The following is a 20,367-nucleotide window of genomic DNA, read 5'->3' as shown; positions in this document are numbered from 1 at the left end:
CCTTTAATCAGCGCTTCCCTAACGCCTTTGCGCGAGCCGCTTTTGATCTTGTTGGTTAAACCCCAACCTCGTCGGAACGAATCGGGGTGACGCGGACGGCGATCTCCATCCGCTCCGAGGCGCCGCCCCGAAAACAACCGCGCTGCGGTGGGGTGTCGGTGGAATCGCGGCCCACCGCCACCGGGATGTAGAGGTCGTTGACCGCCAACAGGTTGGTGGGATCGAACCCCATCCAGCCCACCCCCGGCACCAGCGCCTCGATCCAGGCGTGGGTCGCCTGGTTTGGCGCCGCCCCCTTTTGGTGGGGGGTGTTGCCCGGATCCTGGTAGCCCATGACGTAACGGGCCGGATAGCCCCAGCCCCGGATCAAGGCGATCAGCAGATGGGCGAAATCCTGGCAAACCCCGCCCCCCTCTTGAAAAACCAATTCAAGACCGGAATGAACATGGGTGGCGTCGGGGTCGTAGCGCAGCCGCTCCTGAATCCACCCCATCGCCTTCATGATCGCCTCCCCCAACGGAAGCTGCCGGTCGCGCTCGGGGAAGGGGCCGTAGGCCTCGCTCATGGGGGCCAGGTTCGGGGTCAGCGATGAGCGGCCTAAAAACAGGCGCAGCCTGGGTTCTTCGGCCAGACGGCGGGCCAGCCAAGGGGACTCTTGATCGAGGGGGAGCGGCTCGAAAGCGAAGGGATTGGCCCGTAGGGTTTCGACCTCGGCCCGCATCCGGGTGACAAACCGGGTGTGGCGGGGCAACAGGCTGACGGTGTGGATGGGATTGCCGAAACCGTCGCGTAAAACCTGGGGGTTCGCCTCGGGGTAGATGTCGATGCTGTGGTCGAGCAAACGCAGCCACTCGTCCTGCCGGGGGGTCAGGCGCAGCTCGCACTGGTGCTCCCAGATCGGCCCGTCGTAGATCAGCCGGGTTTCGTGTTCGATGCGATAGCGCAATGGAGTCCCTTTATTGGGTTTGCTCGGCAACGGCGGCCAGGTCGTCGTTGCCAAACATGTCGAAGTAATCGTGGGCAAGGGCCAGATTGACGTCGTTGATCCGCCCCAGACACCCCTGCAAAAACTCGTGCAGCCCCTCGTTGATGATCTGCTCGGGGCCGCCGTGGCTCTCTAGGTGGTCTTGCAGCGCCTGCATCGCCACCAGGCTTTTGCCCCGTCCCGCCCCTTTTTGCACCTTGGCCAACGCCTTGCCAACCCCCTCGGCGCCGAAGCGGATCGAGCGGGGGAACTGCTCGCTGAAGATGACAAAACCGACGATCTCGGCGGGGTTCATCCCCCCCTGATGCAACCGCCGGTAGGCCTCGAAGCCCGACAGACTCTTCAGCAGCGCCGCCCACTGGTAGTAATCGAGGGCAGAACCGACCGCCGCCCCCTTGGGAAGCAGGGTGTGGTACTTCACGTCGAGGATGCGGGCGGTCATGTCGGCACGCTCGACGAAGGTGCCGATGAGGTAAAACAGGTAGGCGTCGCCCCGCATCATGGTGCCGATGGTGTGGCCGTGAAACCGCGCCCCCTCGCGCCGCATGGTGGCGCAATATTCGGCGGCCTGATCGCTGCGCAGGGTCGGGGTCAGGTTGCTCTGGGTGGTGAGCCAGAATTCGTTGATGGTCTCCCACATCTCCTTCGAGATGCGGTCGCGCACGATGCGGGCGTTTTCACGCGCCATGCGCAGCGCTTGGCGGATCGAGCCGGGGTTGGCGGCGTCCTGCACCATGAAGTGCAGCGCCTTACCCGCCGTGATGGCGTCGCCGTAGCGCTCTTGGTACCCCTGCTCCATGCCGGTGATCGCCAGCAGAGGGCGCCACTGGTTTTCTTCGGTCAGGGCATCCTCGGCCTCGATCATGTGCAGCAGGTTGATCTCGACCAGCCGGGCGGTGTTGGCGGCCCGTTCAAGATAACGGCTCATCCAGTAAATCGATTCGGCCATACGACTTAGCATGATGCGCCCTCCCCGTTGGCCAAAACCCAGGTGTCCTTACTGCCACCCCCCTGCGACGAGTTCACCACCAACGACCCCTTGGTCAGCGCCACCCGGGTCAGTCCCCCCGGCACCACGTGGATGTCGTCGCCGCCGTAGATGATGAAGGGGCGCAGGTCGATGTGGCGCGATTCCAGTTCGCCGTCGAGGTAACAGACGTGGCGCGACAGCGGCACCACCGGCTGGGCGATGAAGTTGCGGGGGTCACTCTGCACCTTGGCGGCGAATTCGGCCCGCTGCGCCGGGGTCGAGGCGGGCCCCATCAACATGCCGTACCCCCCCGATTCGCTCACCGGTTTCACCACCATCTCGGCCATGTGGTCCAGGGTGTAGGCCCGCTCCTCAACGTTGGTCATCTTGTAGGTGGGGACGTTTTCGAGGATCGGCTTTTCACCCAGGTAGTACTGGATGATCTCGGGGACGAAGGGGTAGACCGCCTTGTCGTCGGCGATGCCGGTGCCGGGGGCGTTCACCAGGGCGACGTTGCCGGCTCGCCAGGCATTGATGATCCCCGCCACCCCCAGGGCCGAATCGGGGCGGAAGCACAGCGGATCGAGAAAATCGTCGTCGACCCGGCGGTAGACCACATCGACCCGCTTCAAGCCGCGGGTGGTCTTGAGGTAGACGACGTTGTCCTTCACCACCAGGTCGCGCCCCTCGGCCAGCTCCACCCCCATCTCTTTGGCAAGAAAGGTGTGCTCGAAGTAGGCCGAGTTGTAGATGCCGGGGGTGAGGACTACCACCTCGGCCGCCCCCGCCCCCCGAGGCGAAAGATGACGCAGCGCCTGAAGCAATAGCGCCGGGTAGTGGTCGACCCGGCGCACCCGGTATTGCTCGAAAAAGGCGGGGAGGATGCGGCGCATGATCATGCGGTTTTCGATCATGTACGACACCCCCGACGGGGTGCGCAGGTTGTCCTCCAGCACCAAAAACTTGCCGTTGTCGTCCCGGATGATGTCGATGCCCGAGATGTGGGTGTAGATGCCGCCAGGGGGGTCGATCCCCATGATTTCGGGGCGGAAGTCTTTGCCGTTGAGGATCAACTCGGCGGGAACCACCCCGTCGCGCAGGATGTTTTGGTCGTGGTAGAGGTCGTGCAAGAACAGGTTGAGCGCCTTGATCCGCTGCTTGAGCCCCGCCTCAAGGGTGGCCCACTCGGCGGCGGTGATGATCCGGGGGATCAAATCGAAGGGAAAAACCCGCTCGATCCCCTCCTCCCCCTGATTGTAAACGGTGAAGGTGACCCCTTCGGCGAGCATCGCCAGGTGGGCCTCCTGCACCTTACGCATCAGGGTGCTCTGCCCCATCTGACGGATGTGCTCCCACAGGGGGCGGTAGTGTTCCCTGGGTTCGAAATCGTCTTTGAAATACTCGTGGACCGCCCGACTGCCCAACCCTTGCATTGATGATAGTTGCAGCATTTAAAGGCCCCGTATGCTTGGGGAGAGGGCACTGAAGCGGCCCACCGGACCGCCCACCCCCTCGTTTGCGGCGCAATGTAGCACGGGGGGTGCCAGGGGGGGGAAGCAATGCGGGGGGAGATTTGCCCCAATGGCACATCCCTGGTTTGATGGGCCCACATTTCACGTACAAGCCCTCCGAAAGGCCCCCATGTCGACGGTTATCTACCACAACCCCCGCTGTTCGAAATCGCGCCAAACCCTGCAACTGCTGCACGACAAGGGGATCGAGCCCGAGGTGATTTTGTATCTCGACGACACCCCCACTCACCCTCAGCTCGACACCCTGCTGACCCAGCTGGGGCTGGAGCCGATGCAGTTGATGCGCAAGGGGGAGGAGGATTTCAAAACGCTGGGCTTGAAAGAGAAGGGGGCGTCGCTGAGCCGGGCAGAGCTGATCGACCTGATGATCGCCCACCCCAAATTGATCGAGCGCCCCATCGTCGTGAAGGATGGTCGGGCGCGGTTGGGAAGGCCGCCGGAGGCGGTGTTGGAGATTGTTTAAAACGGCGTGAATCGGGGCATCAATTCCAACCCATCAGTTGGAGCGGAATTTGGGCATCGCCGGTGTAGGCCATACGCAACGTCACGAGGCCGTTGCTACCGTCCAAGGCTTGCAACGCGACGCAATCGACGGTCGTGCCGCAGCTGAAGGGGTTCCAGAACAGGTGATACACCCCCGAGGTATCTTGCGTGATGGCGCCCAGCTCAAGGGGAACATTGGTCAGCAGATACTCGGTCCCCACGGGATCTTCGATATCTTGTAGCGTCTTTTGCCATTCGGTGCGAATGCTGGAGCTGTCGGCCAAACCCGTCGTATCGATTGAAACGACCCTGACCCGCAGCTGATAGGTATGGCCCCACTGGGGTTGAAAATTCTCGATGCCTTCGGGGCACTCGACGGGTTGTTGCCACGCAGCCGAGGCTTGATCCTTCAACACCATTCCCAGTCGATGGTTTCCAGCCATCGAGAACCTGCAAGCCGCTTGATACGGAGCGACCCAAAGGTCCTGAATCGTGGCCGTCTCCGACGACTGATTGGCCAGGCATCCGCTCAATCCCACAACCAAGGCCGTCCCCAACACAACATTGAATACCTTCATCGTGTTCCCTCCGGCATCCGCCGTTTTGTCCAAAATCCATCGTCATTGTTGATCATAAAGAAAAAAGGGCGCCTCTTGGCGACCTTTTTCGTCCCGACCCGCAACAACCGAGCAAACCGCTACCCCTCGTCGTCGTGCGGATGGGTGTGGGGGTGGGCATGACCGTGCGCATGGGGATGACCCTCCCCCTTGCCATGAGGGTGGGGGTGACGATGGGCGGTGCCGTCGGCATGCACATGCCAGTGGCCGACCTCCTCATCGCTGATCGAACGTTGATCGGGGGTGGTTTGGGTGGGACAACCGCAGCCTTCACACATATCGGCTCCTCGTCATGGATGGTTGAATCGGAACACTCAAGCCGGGACCAGCCGCTCTTCCAGCGCCCGGGCGATGGCGGCCACATCCAAGGCCAGGGCGCTGTCCAGACCGTGCAAGGTTTGCCCGGTGCGGTCGGCGGTCATGGCCAGGCTGGAGGTGTTCAGGCAGCCGATCACCGGGATGTCGGGGGTGTGTTCGGCGAAGAAGGCTTGGTCTTGTGGGCTCGTCGCCTTGTTGCCGACCAACACCAGATGGGTGACCCCGATGTCGGCGGCCAGCACCTTGATCTGCGCCACGGTGCGCATGCTGCGGTGGGTCGGCTCGGCCACCGCCACCATCACATCGACCGCCTCGGCGGTCCCCCGCCCGAGATGCTCGACCCCGGCGTAGAGATCGAGCAACACCACCTCGTCCCGAGCCAGCAACACATGGCGAACCAACTGTTTGAGCATGGTGCTCGCCGGGCAGATGCACCCCGCCCCCCCCTGCTGGACCGCGCCGAGCAGCAGCAGGCGGATCCCCTCGTGCACTTGAGAAAACCGGTCGGGCAGATCGGCGACCCGGGGGTTGAGCTTGAAAAAGTTGCCCGCCGCGTTCGCCCCGGTGCGCTCGTCGATGAGCGACTGCATCTCGGCAATCGGAGCGAGGGCCAGCAATTTGTCGGCGGGGAACCCAAGCGCCGGACCCAAACAGGGGGAGGGATCGGCGTCGATGGCCAGCACCGGGCGCCCCAAACCCGCGTAGTGGCAGGCCAGCAGACTGGTCAGGGTGGTTTTGCCGACCCCCCCTTTGCCCACAACGGCGATTTTCATACGGCGATCCTCCTTGGCTTGATCCGACAAAGTCGGCGTGTTTTGAACGACGTTGCGGCTGGGTCGCCCGGAGACCGGGCTCCTGCCACCCCCCCAAGCGTTTCCGACCGGCTGTAGGAGCCCGGTCCTCCGGGCAATGCGAGCGACGGCCCAACCTCTACCGTTCGAGTCCTTGGCCACGCCGGAGCGTGGCCCACCAAAACTTCGGCAGATTCAGCTCATCTGGACGAGTCGTTCAGGAGCGCTGTCGAACCACTGGACGACCAAGTCGGGCGAGGCGGGCGGGGGAGCAGGTGGCCCATGCCGAAGCGGGGGGTGAGCAGATCCCGCTCGAAGGGGGTCGCCTCGACCCCTTTGTTCATCATCTCAAGGTAGAGCCCGGCCTCGTTCACATCGCCGAAGAACTGCCCCCCGACGATCCGTCCGTCGTTCAGGACCAACCGGCGCACATGCCCACCACCCTCCCAGGTGACGGTACGCTCCCCGGTTCGACTGCCAAAAGAGGCGACCGGCAGGTCGAAAATGCGCACCACGTTGATGGCGTCCAGGCCGCGATAGCGCCGCTCGGCCCCGATCATGTTCAGCCCGGCGATGCGCCCGCCGTTGACCGCATTGGGCCAGTTGCCGAGCACCCGTCGCGCCCCCTGGGTATCGAGGGTTTCAATGATGTCGCCCGCGGCAAACACGTCGGGCAGGTTGGTCGCCATCCGCTCATCGACCCGTACCCCGATCGCGGTTTCAAGCCCGCTGCCAGCCAGCCAACCCAGGTCGGGACGGACCCCGGCGGCGCAGACCACCAGATCGCAGTCGATTGCGCTCCCCCCCGCCCGCACCGCGCTTACACCCTCGGGACCATGAAGCACCGCCTCGACGGGGGCGCCCACCCGCACATCGATGCCATGGGTGCGCAGTCGCGCCTCGACCTTGGCCGCCACCTCAGCATCGAGCATTTGGGGCAACACCTGCTCCAACGCCTCGATCACGGTGACCTCAAGCCCCCGGCGAATCAGCGCCTGGGCCGCCTCCAGCCCAATGAAACCCGAGCCGATCACCACCGCCCGGCGGGCAGGGGCCACCCCCTCGATCCGAGCCAGGATCGCCTCGGCGTCCCCCAGGGTTTTGAGCGCCACCACCCCCTCTCCCCATGCAAGGCCGGGGATGGGGGGCAACACCGCCTTGGCGCCGGTGGCGATGAGCAGCCGGTCGTAGGGCAGCTCGGTCGCCGCCTCACCGATCCCCACCGTCACCCGGCGCGACTCGGGATTGAGGGCGGTGGCGGCCCGTCCAAACAGGGTTTGAACCTTCAGATCGCGGTAGAACCCCTCCGGGCGCAAGAACAGACGCCCGCGTGGGACGCTCCCCTCCACGTATTCGGCCAGCGGGCAAGGGGAGTAGAAGGGGCTGTCCTCCTTCGAAACCATGACGATGGAGTCTTCCCGCCCCTGCCCCCGAATCGCCTCGACGGCGGCGATGGCGGCCGGTCCGTTGCCGACGATGACGATGTTCATCAGCCGAGCCCTAAAGCGGTCCGCTTTTCGCCGATGTGGGCGACCATCCAATCGGCCGCCTTGTGCGCCTCCAGCTCGACCCGAACCACGGCGCCGGTGATCCCTTGCAGATCCTTGGTCAGCAGTTGGGTCACCATGGGGGCACCGAGAATTCGGGGCGCTGGGGCGATGTGGCACGAAACCCCCAGGCCGAGGAACGAGCCGCCAATCGAGACCGCCTTTTCTTGCACCAGCTCCGGGGCCGAACCGACGGCGGGCAACTGCCCCACCTTAACCCCGAGCCGCGCCGCCACCGCCCCGAGCAGATCGACGATGCGGGAGTTGTCGACGCACGAACCCATGTGCCAGACCGGCGGCAGCGGACCGCCGAGCCCCGCCGCCTCCCCCAGCGCCGTCAGCACCGCCTTGAGGCCGTCGCCGGCGTATTTCAGGGTCGCCTCGCCGGTCAGCAGCCCCGCCTGACCGCAGATGTGGGCGGTGCAGCCGGTGGTGCAGACCAAAACATTCTGGGCCAGCAGCGCCTTGACCATCTCTTCGGTCATGGCGCCGTCCCGAAATTTAATGCTGGAGCACCCCACCACCCCGGCGAAGCCGTGGATGTTGCCATTGGCGACGTTGTCGATGACCGGCTTGAGGGGATCGGCGGGATCGACCTTCGACAGGATGTCGACAATCGCCTCCACCGAGAGCCCGGCGATGGCGGTGGACTTGTGCTGCGGAATGTCGACCGGCTTGCCTTGCCGCTTTTTGAAGCAGGCGATGGCGGTACGGATGATCTCTTGGGCGCTTTCGTCGGCGTGGACCGGCTCGAAGGGGATGTGGCGCGCATCGGGGATGTGCACCATCTCGTCGGTGGTGATGAAGGCGGTGTCGAAACACTTGGCGACCTGGGCCAACTGGGGCCAGATGCACTGAATGTCGACCACCATGGCATCGACCGCGCCGGTGGTCAGGATCAGCTCGGTCTGGGAGTTGTGGGCCGCCAGTTTCACCCCATGGCGCATCCCCAGCTCGTTGCCGGTGCAGCAAACCCCGACCACGTTGATCCCCTCGGCCCCCGCCGCGACCGCCTCGCCCTGCATCTTGTCGGCCCACTCCAGAATCTTCTCGGAGAGGACCGGGTTGTGGCCGTGGGCGGCGATGTTGACGCTGCGCTCCTCAAGTACCCCCACCGAGGCCTCGGTGACCGCCACCTCGGGGATGCCAAAGAGGATGTCTTGAATGTCGGTGCACAGGGTCAGGCCGGTCCAGCCGTCGACCAGGCTCATCTTGAGCACCCGCATCATCAGGGTGACCGGGTCGGCGTCGTTGCCCATCGAGGTGGCGTGCATCGCCGTTTCGATCTCGTTGTGGGGGTTGGAGTACATCAACCCCAGGTTTTTCCAGAGCTCTTGTTCTTGCGCCGGGGCCCGCTTGCTCAACCAGTTGTTGGGCTCGTCGTCCTGGCGTCCGAAGTCCTCCAGGGCGATGTTGACCAGGTCGCGGCAAACGTCGTGCACCGCCCGCCCCTCGGTCTGAACCCCGAAGGTCTTGGCCAGCGCCAGCACCTTGGCCTCACTCTTGATGCTGTAGGGGGCCTTGCCGTCCAGGGCGTTGCGCAGGGTCAGCACCAGATGGCGGGCGTGCCCCACGTGGGATGCCGCCCCACCGACGGTTTCGCGCAGCAGATTGCGGGCGACCATGGCATCGGCGTTCAGTCCGCAAATCCCCTCGCTGGGGCCATTGCCGAACGGATCGATGCGGCACGGACCCATGTAGCAGGTGCGGCAGCAGGTACCCAGTTCGCCGAAGCCGCATTGCGGCGACATCACCGCCAAGCGCTCGCGGGCGGTGTCGAACCCCCGGCTGTGGGCGACATCGAGGAGCGAGCGTTCAACCACCGGAATCGAGACGGGCTTCATGCGGATACCTCCCCCTTCAGTGTTCTCCAAAGTGAAATCGAAGCGGCGACCTGCGGCCCCACATCCCCCACCACCGCCCGGGTCGTTTCGTCGCGCCGCAACGCCGCCATCTGCTCGGGGGTAGCGAACCACAGCGCCCGGGTCGGGCAGGCGGCGACGCAGGCCGGGTCCCCCCCTTGAGTGGTGCGGTCGGGGCACAAATCGCACTTCTGGGCCTTGTGCCCCACCGGGTCGGCGCTAACGCCGCCGAAGGGGCAAACCGTCACACACATCCAACACCCGATGCATTTGTCTCCATCGACGAAGACCGCGTCGGTGGTGGGATTGCGGGTCATCGCCCCCATGGGGCAGGCGGCGATGCAGGCCGCCTCCCGGCAATGCTGGCACCGCGCCGGATAGGTATACGCCCCCGCCGACCCCACCTTCACCCGCGAACGGGGGGGTGGGGTCTCATGGATGGCGGCGAAGAGGTTCTTGGCCTGGGAGTGCTCGACCGCGCAGGCGATCTCGCACCCCTTGCAGGCGACGCACCGTTCGATGAAGGTGAAGATGATTTTTTCCACGCCTTTCCTCCCCATGCTTGAACCCGACCTTTTCGTCAGGTCGGGTTGAGCCGCCCGACCCCCTCGACATAAGACCGAAGGTGCATCGTCGACCCGGCCCGAATAGGCTTACCGGCGGTTACGTTATGGGGCTCAAACCCCAACTGGAACGGCAAAATCGCGAGTTGCGGCATCGCTGCGCGAATGGCGGGAATGGCTTCCTGAACTGCACGAGCGGTACGAACGCAGTGGGTACAACGCGGGAAAAGGTGATGCGAGATCCTCAATACATCCTCAACCGACTGCCGATCGGCATCGTTATGCTCGACCCCGAACATCGGGTGGTGAGCTACAGCGGCGAGGCGGCGGCCCTCTTCGGCGAGGACCACCTGAAGCAGACCCTGGGACAGCCGATCCAATCGACCCACCCCCCCCAATCGCGGGGCAAGATCGATTGGTTGTTGCACGAGTGCCGGGAGGGGGGGGCGTCGGGCTACGCCTCGATGCTGATCAACATGCCCGAGCGGGTGTTGCAGTTGCGCGTCGTGCACATGGCCGACGGGGGGGGAACCCACGGGTACTGTCTGATGCTGTACGACATCACCCACCTGACATCTCAAGGCGCCCCCGCCCAGGGGCGTCCCGCTCAGGAGGGGGACAACACCACGCCCAGCCGCGACCTCTACAAATTGCCGGTCTCGCTGCAGGGGCGCATCGCCCTGCTCGACATCGAAGAGGTGGGGTTTTTGCGGGCCGACGGCCATTACACCGAGGTCTGCTCCGGCGGCAAACACTACTTCTGCAACCTCTCGCTCAGTCAGCTCGAATCGCGGCTGCCCAAGGAGCGCTTCGTTCGGGTGCATCGCAGCTACATCGTCAACCTTGCCCACGCCAGCGCGGTGCGGCGCAACGACGACCAACTGGCGATCTCCATCGCCGGGAACTGCGATCACGAGATCCCGGTGAGCCGGGCCAACGTTCCCCGACTACGCAGCCTGCTCGGGGTGTGAAGGGGACTCCCCCAACAAAAAAGGGCGCCGAAAGGCGCCCTTGTTCGTTGCATCAAGATCAACCGCATTACGGCAGCATCATCCCCTTGATCGAGAAGAAGATCCACGCCGCGAGCAGCGCCGCCACCGGCACCGTCACCAGCCAAGCGGCGACGATCATCTTCAGGTGCTCGCGCGGCGGACCAGCGCCCGCTTGCGCACCCTTTTGATTGCCTTGCGCTCGTTTTTAGACAGCGGCTGCCCCTCGCGCAGGTGATCCAGGGTGTCGAGATCGCCTGCGGCAATCGCCGCCCGCCATAGCCCCGGATCGATCCCCTCGGGAGGGCCCCCGGCGGCGGCCAGGTCGATCTGCCGTTGGTGGTCCTTGGCCATCAACCATTCCCGCAAAAAGCCAACTCCGAAAACCCCGCCCAAAGCGATGTGGGTCGAGCTGACCGGCAGCCCCAACGCCGAGGCGATCAGCACCGTGATGGCGGCGGCCAGGGCGATGCAATAGGCGCGGATGCGGTCGAGCTCGGTGATCTCTTCCCCCACCCGTTTGATCAGCTTGGGGCCGTACAGGGCCAAACCCAGGGCGATTCCGGTGGCGCCGACCCACATCACCCAGCCTGGGACCCCCACCTTGGTGGCAATCGTCCCATCCTTCAGGGCGCTGACGATGGCGGCCAGGGGACCGATGGCGTTGGCGACGTCGTTGGCGCCGTGGGCGAACGAGAGCAGGGCGGCGGCGAAGACCAGGGGGATGGTGAAGAGGCGGGCGACCTCTTCGCGCCGGTTTTCAAGCAGGCTGGCCTTGCGGTGGATCGCCGGTTTGACGAAGGAGTACACCACAAAGGCGGTGCCGATTCCCGACACGAACAGCGCCCACACCGGCGCCTTCCAGATGTGTTTGAGCCCCTTCATCGCCAGGTAGGCGGCGAAGACCCCACCCATGATGGCGACCAGCGGCGGCACGTAACGCCGGGCGGCGGCGATCATGTCTTGCTGAAAGATGATCTTGCGTTTGATGAAGAGCAGAAACCCGGCGGCGATGGCCCCCCCCAGCAAGGGTGAGACGACCCAGCTCAGGGCAATCTGCCCCATGGTGTCCCAATGGATGACGTTCCAACCTGCGGCGGCGACCCCCGCCCCAGTCACCCCCCCGACCACCGCATGGGTGGTCGAGACCGGAGCGCCGACGTAGGTCGCCAGGTTCACCCAGATGGCGGCGGCAAACAGGGAGGCCAACATCGCGTAGACGAAGGTATCGGTGTTGGGAATCAAGGCCGGGTCGATGATCCCCTTAGAGATCGTCGAAACCACATCGCCCCCGGCCAACAGCGCCCCCGCCGCCTCGCAGACGGCGGCAATAACCAGCGCCCCCCCCATCGTCAGCGCCTTGGAACCGACGGCGGGACCGACGTTGTTGGCGACATCGTTGGCGCCGATGTTCATCGCCATGTAGCCACCCACCATGGCGGCGATGATGAGAATCCAGTTGTTGGTCAAGCCGCCAGCGTGGATGGCGGTGTAGGCCATGACCGCGATGATGAAGAGCAAAGCGACGCCGAGCCGGACCACCTGACGGCCGGTCTTGATCGCCTCCTTGCCCATCTCCCCGAAGGGTTCGATCTCCTGATCCAAGTACGGTTTGGGATGCGGCATTTGAGGTGGCACGGCGGACCTCCAAAAGTCATCGCGCCGGGGCGGCGCTCCTACGAAAAACACATCGTTCGTTCCGGCTGTGGAAACGGGGAGAACGCTCCCCGGTCTTTTGTGGGAGCGCCGTCCTCGGCGCGATTATTCCAGCGCCTTTCCCTCCATGTGAGGATGCGCCCTCGGGCTGACCAATCGCGCCGAGGGCGGCGCCCCTACAAAAACAGCTTGTATCCCCGATTGTCCGACTCGTCGTTCCACTCATAGCCGACCTGGGCCAGGAAGGCGGCGAAGTGCTCCTCGTCCTCCTCGGGCACCTCCATCCCCACCAGCACCCGGCCAAAATCGGCACCGAAGTTGCGGTAGTGGAAGAGCGCGATGTTCCACCGCCCCTGGATCGCCTCTAAAAACTCGCGTAAAGCCCCGGGCCGCTCGGGGAAGCGAAAGCGGACCAACCGCTCCCGATCGACGAAGGGCGCACGCCCCCCGACCATGTGGCGCAAATGCAGCTTGGCCACCTCGTCGTCGGTCAGGTCGAGCGCCTCGAACCCTTCACCGGCCAAATGGGCCAGCAGATGCTCGCGCCCCTTGGGGCCGGCGACCGCAACCCCGGCAAACACATAGGCCTGATCGCGGTTGCACAGCCGGTAGTTGAACTCGGTGATGGCGGCCTGATCGAGGGCCGCGACCATCTCAAGAAAGGCGCCGGGCCGCTCGGGAATGGTGATCCCCAACAGCGCCTCGCGTTGTTCGCCGATGGCGGCCCGCTCCGCCACATGGCGCAGCCGGTCGAAATTCATGTTGGCGCCCGACACCAGGCTGATCCAACGCCCGCCATCCCCCTCCTCCTCGGGGTGGAGCTGCCCCCAGCGGACCATCCCGGCGCTCGCCAGCGCCCCCGCCGGTTCGGCGATGGAGCGATTTTCTTCGAACAAACGTTTGATGGCGCTGGCGATTTCATCGGTCGACACCCGCACCCAGCCGTCGACAAAACGGCGGCAGATTTCGAAGGTCAGCTCCCCCACCTGCTTCACCGCCACCCCGTCGGCAAAGATGCCGACCCGCTCCAGGGTGACCCGCTCCCCCGCCTCGACCGACCGAATCATGGCGTCGGCATCGCTCGGTTCGACCCCGATGATGCGCACCTCGGGGGCGATGGCCTTGAAGAAGGCGGCGATTCCGGCAATGAGCCCCCCACCCCCCACCGGCACGAAGATGGTGTCCCCCTTGCGGGGGCCGCCGGGAAGCTGATTGAGAATCTCGTGGGCGATGGTCCCCTGTCCGGCAATCACCAGTTTGTCGTCGTAGGGGTGGATGTAGGTCAACCCCCGCTCGGCGGTGAGCTGTTCGGCAAACCCGGCGGCGTCGGAGTAGGAATCGCCAAACAGCACCACCTCGGCCCCATAGGCCCGCACCGCCTCGACCTTGATGGCGGGGGTGGTCGCGGGCATGACGATGACGGCGGGGATGCCGAAATGTTTGGCCGACAGCGCCACCCCTTGGGCGTGGTTGCCCGCCGAGGCGGCGATCACCCCTTGGGCCCGCACCATGGGATCGAGGTGGGCGATCTTGTTGTAGGCGCCGCGCAGCTTGAACGAGAAGACCGGTTGTAAATCCTCCCGCTTAAGGAAAACCCCCCGCGCCAGCAGGGCAGAAAGTTTCGGGGCGGGATCGAGGGGGGTCTGCCGCGCTACGTCGTAGACGCGGGCGGTGAGGATCCGGCGCAGGATGCCTTGCAGGGGCATGAAAACTCCGTAGCGGAGGGGTAGAACGGGGATTGGGCGGGAAGTCTGCCAGCGGGGCGGGGGCGTGTCACGGTTGGGTCAAATTTCGACCCGAACGCAGCGGTTCATCGGATGATTTACACCAAAGCGCCAACAAAGGGACTCGAAAATGCCGTTCTGTTTTCTTGTTCTTTTTAGCACCTATTGAATCGGCGCTTCCGACACCCACGCCAACGTTAACCAAGAGGGGCTGCTAGTTAACTTAAACCATGTTCCCTTAACTAACGAAGAGCTTAAGGTAACGATCAAACACATACACCCGGTCGCGCAACTGGCCGGTGGTTTCGCTGAGGATTCCCAATCCTTGCAGGTCGCGCAGCAGGTTGTTGGCGGTCGGTTTGGAAATTTCCAGCCGCCGTTCCAAGTCGGCGGCCTGCACAATCGGCTGGCGGTACAGCACGTTGAGCGCCGCCTTGGCATTGGGGGCGCGTTTGCCCAACCCCAGAATCTGCTGCTCCACCCCGGTGCGCAGCGTCAACACCTGCCCGAACACCCCCCGCCCCTTGGTGGCCGTTTCGGTCACCCCTTGCAGAAAAAACCGCACCCAGTGGATTAGATCGTTGGAGGAGCGCACCTGCATCAGGGCGTCGTAGTAGCTGGCCCGATTGCGTTCGAAAAAGTCCGACAGGTACAGCGACGGTTTAGCCAACAGCCCATGGCTGACCAAATACAGGGGGATCATCAACCGTCCGATTCGCCCGTTGCCGTCCAGAAAGGGATGAATGGTCTCGAACTGGTAGTGGCTGATGGCCACCCGAATCAGATGGGGGACCACGATGGCCTCGTTGTGCCAGAACCGCTCCAGGTCGCCCATTAAGGCCGGAACACCGTCGTAGTGGGGGGGAATGAAGGCGGCATCCAGCAGGCTGGAGCCGCCGATCCAGTTTTGGCTGGTGCGAAACTCCCCCGGCTGTTTGCGCTCCCCGCGCACCCCCTGCATCAGCACCGCGTGGGTTTGTTGGAGCAGGCGGTTGGAGAGGGGCAGGTTCTTGAGCTGGGCAACGGCGGAGTTCACCGCTGCGATGTAGTTGCGCACCTCGCGCCAATCGTCCCGTTTTTCGGGGCGGATTTGCGCTTCGGGCATCAGCGCCTCGTCGATGCCGGTTTGGGTTCCCTCGATCCGGCTGGAGCTTTGCGCCTCTTTGACCACGTGCATTTCGATGAACAGATCGATGTCGGGGACAATCAACGAAAAGGCATTGAGCTCCCCCAGCGCCCGATTGGCCGATTCGAGCAGCAGGTTGATGGCGGGATCTTCCCAGCTCCATTCGTGGTTCACCAAAACCGGCTCGAAGCTTTTGTATTGGTACCGGGGCTGCCACTGCCCGGCCTTGAAGCGTTCGAATTTCATGGGCGATCCGATCCTCAAGGCGGTTGGTTGAAAAAGGGCTCCGGCCTTAACCCAAATTGTTCATGGCCCCACAAGCCCATTGGATGCAGGGGGGTTATGGTTTGGCAGGGGCGCGACTGCAAACCGGCGCAGGTCGCTCAGCCGCTGCGATTCGTTGATTTCATCGTGGGGAATCAGCAGGTAACCCCACGGTTTGCCCCCCGCACTGGCTGCGTAATCGCTGGCGTGGCGGCACCACTGGGCGGCGGCCTGGGCTTTGGCCTGGACCTCCTGGGTGTTGAGGTCCACACGGGCTTTGGTTTCGACCATCCAAATCGCGGTTTGGGTTTCGGCCACAAAGTCGGGGATGTACTCCGGCTGCTGCGTCCCCAGCTTGTAGTAAATCTGGAATTGCCCCTTGGCCGGTTTCAGCCACTTCAGGGCGTCGCGCTCCAGAATCACGGCAAAGCGGCGCTCGGTGTCGGAGTCGAACTTCTGGTAGTCGTAAAGGCAGCGGGCAAAACCGCCGAACAACATCTGTTTGATCCGCCCCACCTCGGTCACCGTGTCGCGGTAGGGCCGCACCACCTGCCCCGCCCCCGCCGTGTAGTTGCAGGGTTTAAGTTCGGTGAAACCTCGGCTGACCTGCACCTCGTAGCGGGTCGCGGTCTCCCAGAAGTGTTCCATCATCTGGGCGTGGATCTGGGCGGCCACGATTTTGCTGCTGCCCCCCAGCACCCCGTGGGCCTCATCCTGCGTCAGGTAACCCAGCAGGTGCCGCACCATCTGCCCGGCCAGGTCGTAGAGCAGATCGGCATGGCTGAAGTAGTCGATATCGTCGTAATCGACCAGGGCATGGACGATGTAGTCCTCCAGCCGCTGCTCCCTTCTGCCCACCCCCACGGGCAACACCGTCTGTTCGTGGGTGTGCAGGTTTTGGATGACGATCTCCCGCGCCCCCGGTTGCAAATGCAGCCCGTTCACATCCAGGGTGAAGGGGTGAAAGCCGGTGCTCACCTCCCCTGTTGGAAGCACCACCATGCGGGGAATGTCGATGGTTTTCTGGACCACCACCGCCGTGGTTTGGGCCACCACCGCCTGCAAATCCAGGGGCGGTCCCTCCTCCAGCAGGTTGCGAGGGCTCGATGCCAGCAACTGCGCCACCTCGTGTGCAATAGCCTGCTGCACCCCCGCCCCCAGCAGCGCCTGGCGGGTGGGGGCGATGTCGCTGCGGGTTTCGTAACGCCCGATCACCTCCAGCACCCTTTGGGCCGCCTGCCGCTCCTCCGGGGTTTTGAAGAGGGGCTGGGCGCTGGCGGGGCCAAGCGGCCCGGCAACCTCGGCCCCGGCAGACTCCACCCCGGCGGCCTCCAATCCAGTCACGGGCGCCGCCAGCCCAAGCTGCGTCATCAACCCCGACTCAACCTGAACGCTAACCTTCCCCTCCCCTTCTTGCGGGGCATCGAGGATCAACTGCTTGAGCCGAATGACCGAATCGCCCCGGTTGGCTTCGTCGACGATCTCTTGGAATTTGTCGTGGGCCACGATGCTCAGCCGGTCCACCGCCTCCACCCCGGTCCGTTTGCCGTAGGGCAGGCGCAATCCCCGCCCAATCGACTGCTCGATCAACGTCCGCGCCTTGGCCGCCCGCAGGGGGACGATGGTGTACAGGTTGGTGACGTCCCACCCCTCTTTAAGCATGTTGACGTGGATGACGATTTCGGTCGGTTCGTCGGGGTGTTCAACCCGCAGCAGCCGCTCGATGGTCTGATCCTCTTTGCTGCTGGAATCGACCTGAATCGCCTTGCCCCGGTAACGCCCGCCGTGAAAAGCCTCCGATTCGATCAACGCCAGAAGCTGAGCGGCGTGGGTGGTGTCGCGGGCAATAACCAACATGAAGGGTTTCACCGCCGGTACTTCGTTTTCCCGGGCGTAGGTCAGCAACTCCACCTTGGCCGCCTCGTGCAGCCGCACCCCGTCTTCGAGTTTGATTTTCTCGATCTCCTGCGGGGTGTGGGCGCTGGCGTCGAAACCCCGCTGGGTGACCACGGCGGGCTCTTTGACAAAGCCATCCTCCAGGGCGCGGGCCAGGGGGTAGTCCATCACCACGTTTTTGAAGGGGACGGTGTTGCCGCTACCAACCTCCACGAAGGGGGTGGCGGTCAGCTCCAGCCCAAACAGCGGTTGAAGTTCGTTGATCGCCCGGATTCCGGCGCTGGCCCGGTAGCGGTGCGACTCGTCCATCAGCAGCACCAAATCGGGCAGTCCCGCCAGGTAATCGAAGTAGCTGTCGCCCAGGTATTCCGAAAGCCGCTTGATCCGGGGGCTTTTGCCGCCCCGCACCTCGGTGTTGATTTTGGAAATGTTGAAGATGTTGATGCGGGCCTCGGGGGCGACCCCCGGCAGGGGGGCCCTCACCGCCTGGGCGTTTTGGGCGTAGTTGTCGCCGGTGATCAGCAGCGGCGGTTGCTGGGCGAAGTCGGCGATCCCTTTGAAGACGTATTTGGGGGTGTTGGGGGTGAAGTCGGCGATCAGCTTGTTGTAGATCGTCAGGTTGGGGGCCAAGACGAAGAAGTTGTGGATGTTGTGCGCCAAGTGCAGGTAGGTGATGAAGGCCCCCATCAGCCGGGTTTTACCCACCCCGGTGGCCAGGGCGAAGCAGAGCGAGGGGAAGTCGCGCTCGAAGTCGGTCAGGGTGGGGAATAAGCCTTTCAGCGTGGCCAAAATGGCGTTGACGTCGCCACCGTGGGCCGCCATCTCGGGGGCGGCTCGCAACGCTTGAACCAGCCGGGCCAACGACTCGGCCTGGGGGGGGCGCAGCGACAGGCGGCCCGTCACATGGTGTTGGATGCGGGCACTCATCCCTGCTGCTCCTCTTCGCGGCATTCCCGCTTGGTGTTGTAGGTTTTGCCGTCCGCCGCAGTTGTTAAGTAACGCTTAACAACTGCCTCTTCATCGAGTTCGTGGTCGGAAAAAATGCGTTTGAGGTGCTGGCTGACGGCCGGAACCGTCACATCGTAGAGGGTGGCCATCAATTTCTGGGTCAACCAGATGTTTTCGGGCACCTCTAAAAACCTACTGCGCGGCCCATCTGCTGCGTTGCGCGGTGCTCGAAACCTCAGCGTAACACCCAGTACGCCTCGGTTTCTGCGCTCCGTGCGCCTTGCAGCTGGGCCGCTCGTGACGGTTTTTAGAGATGCCCTTTCGTCCTCGTAGCGCATCTCCACGCTGGTTTCATCCCCCCCGCTGGCTGCCGCAAAGGTTAAATACTCCGCTGCCGAGGAACGGACGGGGGGGATTTCAGCCCTCTTGGCCATGCGTACCTCCCTTGTTTTTAACCGGCAAAATCCTCTTCCGGCTTTGTTCAAGCTGTTTCACCGGTTTGGCAATCGCGTTCTCAAAATCTTTTTCCACCCGCGAAGGCAGGTTGCGCGTCTGCTGCTGATATCGCGCATAGGCTTCCTGCGCTTTGGCCAGCGCCGCCTCGGCGGAAACCGTGCCCGCGTGGGTCAGGATCTCCTTGCGGGTCAAACGCAGGAAGTTGTCCAGTTCCGCAGACCATTCCCGCATCGTCATGACCTGTTGCGCACGGGCCTGCAACTCGGCCACTTCGATATAGGCCGTGACGATGCGATTGAGCGTCTCCAACTCTTCGGCATTGAGGTAATTCTTGGCAATGCCTACGTCCGCCTTGCGTACCGGCGCTCCCTTGCCGACCCCGGACCAACTGGTCAGTCCCATGTTCGGCGCCTGTGAATCGGCACGCTGCGCAATCAATTCGGCGGCGGTATGCCCGTGCGCCGCCCAATGCGTCTTGTTTTGCACCGTGGCAAAAAACTGCTTCGTGGTTTCCGCGTTCGCGTCGTAGTCGATGCTGGTGGCGTAAATATCCAGCACCTTGCGCCAGAACACCTTTTCCGAAGAACGAATGTCGCGAATACGCGCCAGCAGTTCCTCGAAATAGCCGCTGTCCTGACCACCCTTGAAACGTTCGTCGTCCAGCAAAAATCCCTTTTCCAGATAGCCGCGCAACTGTTCCGTCGCCCAGCGGCGGAACTGCGTACCCCGATGTGACTTCACCCGGTAGCCAATCGCCAGCGCCATCTCCAGGTTGTAATGCTTCAAGCTGCGACTGACTTGCCGTCCACGCTCCTGCCGAACTTGTAAGTACGGCTTACAAGTTGCCTCTTCCCGTAACTCCCCGGTTTGGTAAATGGCGCGAATGTGCTGGGTGATGTTCTGTGGCGTGCTTTGAAACAGATCGGCCAGTTGCTGCTGGGTCAGCCACAAACCTCCCTCCTGAAAGCGCACCTGAATGAGCGTCTGTGCATCCTCGGTTTGATACAGCAAAAACTCGCCCTGACTCATGCCTCGCCTTCCTCAAACAACCCGCCCTGCGCCACATTTACGCCGCGCCCTTTTGCCTTTGTTCCCTCTCCCCCCGGGGGAGGGTTAGGGTGGGGGATACCCTTCGGCAAATTCTCAATCTGCAACGAATAATCATCATGCCCCCACTCGCAGCGCGACAGCACCTGCTTGGGAATCTTCTTCACAGTGAGATTCGGATACTCGCCCCGCCCACGGAAAGCATTACACAACACCAGCAAAGTCCCACCGTTCTGCTCCCCTCGCCCGCTTGCGGGAGAGGGGCTGGGGGAGAGGGAAACTCCCGCCACCTCATCATTCAACGCCTGCAACTGCTCGTGGTTCAGATTCGCCGTGGTGACGTAGATAAAATCCCGCTCGGTAGAATGCCCGTGCATCCAGTAATGCGCATCGCTGGGCGAGTATGTAAAGCCCTCCAGCTTGCACAAGGCTTGCGCCAGCATCTCCGCGTTGTATTCCTTGTTGATGACCCACTGCCCGTAAGCATCCTGCCGCAACAGGCTGGGCGCGAGTTTGTAATAGCGGAAACCGCCCCCCCCTTGCCAGTTCACGGCCTCGGAAATGCCGCCCTTATCTTCGCCATCAATCACCTT

General features: G+C 63.5%; 16 protein-coding genes and 2 pseudogenes. 2 read left to right on the top strand and 16 right to left on the bottom strand.

The genetic code is table 11. The annotated features are described in order from the left end of the window. Window positions 1-55: 55 nt before the first annotated feature. Genes AUJ55_08265 through AUJ55_08255 form a run of 3 tightly spaced genes read right to left on the bottom strand, consistent with a single transcriptional unit; the run spans window position 56 to window position 3,406 of the window. Window positions 56-946, bottom strand: coding sequence for a hypothetical protein (locus AUJ55_08265; protein OIO56573.1), 891 nt, complete (start codon window positions 944-946; stop codon window positions 56-58). Between the two features lie 10 nt (window positions 947-956). Continuing rightward, window positions 957-1,946 (bottom strand): hypothetical protein, encoded by a 990-nt coding sequence (locus AUJ55_08260; GenBank protein OIO56572.1) that lies wholly within the window; start codon window positions 1,944-1,946, stop codon window positions 957-959. Further along, window positions 1,940-3,406, bottom strand: coding sequence for a hypothetical protein (locus AUJ55_08255; protein ID OIO56571.1), 1,467 nt, complete (start codon window positions 3,404-3,406; stop codon window positions 1,940-1,942). The genes AUJ55_08260 and AUJ55_08255 overlap by 7 nt, the downstream gene beginning before the upstream one ends. A 190-nt stretch (window positions 3,407-3,596) precedes the next feature. Between AUJ55_08255 and AUJ55_08250 the strand changes: the two genes are divergently transcribed. Then, window positions 3,597-3,950, top strand: coding sequence for an arsenate reductase (glutaredoxin) (locus AUJ55_08250; GenBank protein ID OIO56570.1), 354 nt, complete (start codon window positions 3,597-3,599; stop codon window positions 3,948-3,950). A gap of 19 nt (window positions 3,951-3,969) precedes the next feature. Here the strand turns inward: AUJ55_08250 and AUJ55_08245 are convergent, their stop codons facing one another. From AUJ55_08245 to AUJ55_08220, 6 genes are all read right to left on the bottom strand, one after another. Continuing rightward, window positions 3,970-4,548, bottom strand: coding sequence for a hypothetical protein (locus AUJ55_08245; GenBank protein ID OIO56569.1), 579 nt, complete (start codon window positions 4,546-4,548; stop codon window positions 3,970-3,972). Between the two features lie 119 nt (window positions 4,549-4,667). Then, window positions 4,668-4,865 (bottom strand): hypothetical protein, encoded by a 198-nt coding sequence (locus AUJ55_08240; GenBank protein OIO56568.1) that lies wholly within the window; start codon window positions 4,863-4,865, stop codon window positions 4,668-4,670. A gap of 36 nt (window positions 4,866-4,901) precedes the next feature. Continuing rightward, window positions 4,902-5,678: a cobyrinic acid ac-diamide synthase gene (locus AUJ55_08235; protein ID OIO56567.1), complete on the bottom strand. Its 777-nt coding sequence runs from the start codon at window positions 5,676-5,678 to the stop codon at window positions 4,902-4,904. A gap of 218 nt (window positions 5,679-5,896) precedes the next feature. Then, window positions 5,897-7,186 (bottom strand): pyridine nucleotide-disulfide oxidoreductase, encoded by a 1,290-nt coding sequence (locus AUJ55_08230; GenBank protein OIO56566.1) that lies wholly within the window; start codon window positions 7,184-7,186, stop codon window positions 5,897-5,899. Further along, the gene (locus tag AUJ55_08225; GenBank protein ID OIO56565.1) at window positions 7,186-9,087 is read right to left on the bottom strand and encodes a carbon-monoxide dehydrogenase catalytic subunit; all 1,902 of its coding nucleotides are present in this window, start codon (window positions 9,085-9,087) and stop codon (window positions 7,186-7,188) included. Before AUJ55_08225 ends, AUJ55_08230 begins: the two co-directional genes overlap by 1 nt. Beyond that, complete coding sequence (locus AUJ55_08220) at window positions 9,084-9,650, bottom strand: 4Fe-4S ferredoxin (GenBank protein OIO56564.1); 567 nt, start codon at window positions 9,648-9,650, stop codon at window positions 9,084-9,086. Before AUJ55_08220 ends, AUJ55_08225 begins: the two co-directional genes overlap by 4 nt. Before the next feature lie 251 nt (window positions 9,651-9,901). On the opposite strand from AUJ55_08220, the gene AUJ55_08215 reads away from it, so the two are divergent. After that, window positions 9,902-10,639 carry a hypothetical protein gene (locus AUJ55_08215; protein OIO56563.1) on the top strand — a complete coding sequence of 246 codons (738 nt, stop codon included), beginning with the start codon at window positions 9,902-9,904 and terminating at the stop codon, window positions 10,637-10,639. Between the two features lie 67 nt (window positions 10,640-10,706). Here AUJ55_08215 and AUJ55_08210 read toward each other — a convergent pair. The 7 genes and pseudogenes from AUJ55_08210 to AUJ55_08180 form a co-directional block, all read right to left on the bottom strand. Beyond that, a pseudogene (locus tag AUJ55_08210) lies at window positions 10,707-12,283 on the bottom strand (inorganic phosphate transporter). 206 nt (window positions 12,284-12,489) lie between these two features. After that, a complete protein-coding gene (locus AUJ55_08205; GenBank protein OIO56580.1) occupies window positions 12,490-14,013 on the bottom strand; it encodes a PLP-dependent threonine dehydratase in 1,524 nt (507 codons plus the stop codon). 262 nt (window positions 14,014-14,275) lie between these two features. Beyond that, window positions 14,276-15,409 carry a cell filamentation protein Fic gene (locus AUJ55_08200; GenBank protein OIO56562.1) on the bottom strand — a complete coding sequence of 378 codons (1,134 nt, stop codon included), beginning with the start codon at window positions 15,407-15,409 and terminating at the stop codon, window positions 14,276-14,278. Window positions 15,410-15,469: 60 nt separating this feature from the next. Further along, entirely contained in the window at window positions 15,470-18,250 is a 2,781-nt protein-coding gene (locus AUJ55_08195; protein ID OIO56561.1) for a type III restriction endonuclease subunit R, read from the bottom strand. Next, window positions 18,247-18,705 carry a hypothetical protein gene (locus tag AUJ55_08190; GenBank protein ID OIO56560.1) on the bottom strand — a complete coding sequence of 153 codons (459 nt, stop codon included), beginning with the start codon at window positions 18,703-18,705 and terminating at the stop codon, window positions 18,247-18,249. Before AUJ55_08190 ends, AUJ55_08195 begins: the two co-directional genes overlap by 4 nt. Next, window positions 18,689-19,756 carry a hydroxyacid dehydrogenase gene (locus AUJ55_08185; protein ID OIO56559.1) on the bottom strand — a complete coding sequence of 356 codons (1,068 nt, stop codon included), beginning with the start codon at window positions 19,754-19,756 and terminating at the stop codon, window positions 18,689-18,691. The genes AUJ55_08190 and AUJ55_08185 overlap by 17 nt, the downstream gene beginning before the upstream one ends. Further along, window positions 19,753-20,367: pseudogene (locus AUJ55_08180) on the bottom strand (hypothetical protein). The gene AUJ55_08185 and the pseudogene AUJ55_08180 overlap by 4 nt, the downstream one beginning before the upstream one ends.

The organism is Proteobacteria bacterium CG1_02_64_396 (assembly GCA_001872725.1).
Taxonomy (GTDB): domain Bacteria; phylum Pseudomonadota; class MNWR01; order CG1-02-64-396; family CG1-02-64-396; genus CG1-02-64-396.
This window is presented reverse-complemented; position numbering and strand designations above follow the sequence as displayed.

Bases quoted from the DNA above. Each gene is read 5' to 3' on its own strand.
- AUJ55_08245 (OIO56569.1), bottom strand. From the start codon at position 4,548: ATGAAGGTATTCAATGTTGTGTTGGGGACGGCCTTGGTTGTGGGATTG.
- AUJ55_08200 (OIO56562.1), bottom strand. From the start codon at position 15,409: ATGAAATTCGAACGCTTCAAGGCCGGGCAGTGGCAGCCCCGGTACCAA.
- AUJ55_08195 (OIO56561.1), bottom strand. From the start codon at position 18,250: ATGAGTGCCCGCATCCAACACCATGTGACGGGCCGCCTGTCGCTGCGC.
- AUJ55_08215 (OIO56563.1), top strand. From the start codon at position 9,902: ATGCGAGATCCTCAATACATCCTCAACCGACTGCCGATCGGCATCGTT.
- AUJ55_08185 (OIO56559.1), bottom strand. From the start codon at position 19,756: ATGAGTCAGGGCGAGTTTTTGCTGTATCAAACCGAGGATGCACAGACG.
- AUJ55_08255 (OIO56571.1), bottom strand. From the start codon at position 3,406: ATGCTGCAACTATCATCAATGCAAGGGTTGGGCAGTCGGGCGGTCCAC.
- AUJ55_08225 (OIO56565.1), bottom strand. From the start codon at position 9,087: ATGAAGCCCGTCTCGATTCCGGTGGTTGAACGCTCGCTCCTCGATGTC.
- AUJ55_08240 (OIO56568.1), bottom strand. From the start codon at position 4,865: ATGTGTGAAGGCTGCGGTTGTCCCACCCAAACCACCCCCGATCAACGT.
- AUJ55_08235 (OIO56567.1), bottom strand. From the start codon at position 5,678: ATGAAAATCGCCGTTGTGGGCAAAGGGGGGGTCGGCAAAACCACCCTG.
- AUJ55_08190 (OIO56560.1), bottom strand. From the start codon at position 18,705: ATGGCCAAGAGGGCTGAAATCCCCCCCGTCCGTTCCTCGGCAGCGGAG.
- AUJ55_08230 (OIO56566.1), bottom strand. From the start codon at position 7,186: ATGAACATCGTCATCGTCGGCAACGGACCGGCCGCCATCGCCGCCGTC.
- AUJ55_08250 (OIO56570.1), top strand. From the start codon at position 3,597: ATGTCGACGGTTATCTACCACAACCCCCGCTGTTCGAAATCGCGCCAA.
- AUJ55_08260 (OIO56572.1), bottom strand. From the start codon at position 1,946: ATGCTAAGTCGTATGGCCGAATCGATTTACTGGATGAGCCGTTATCTT.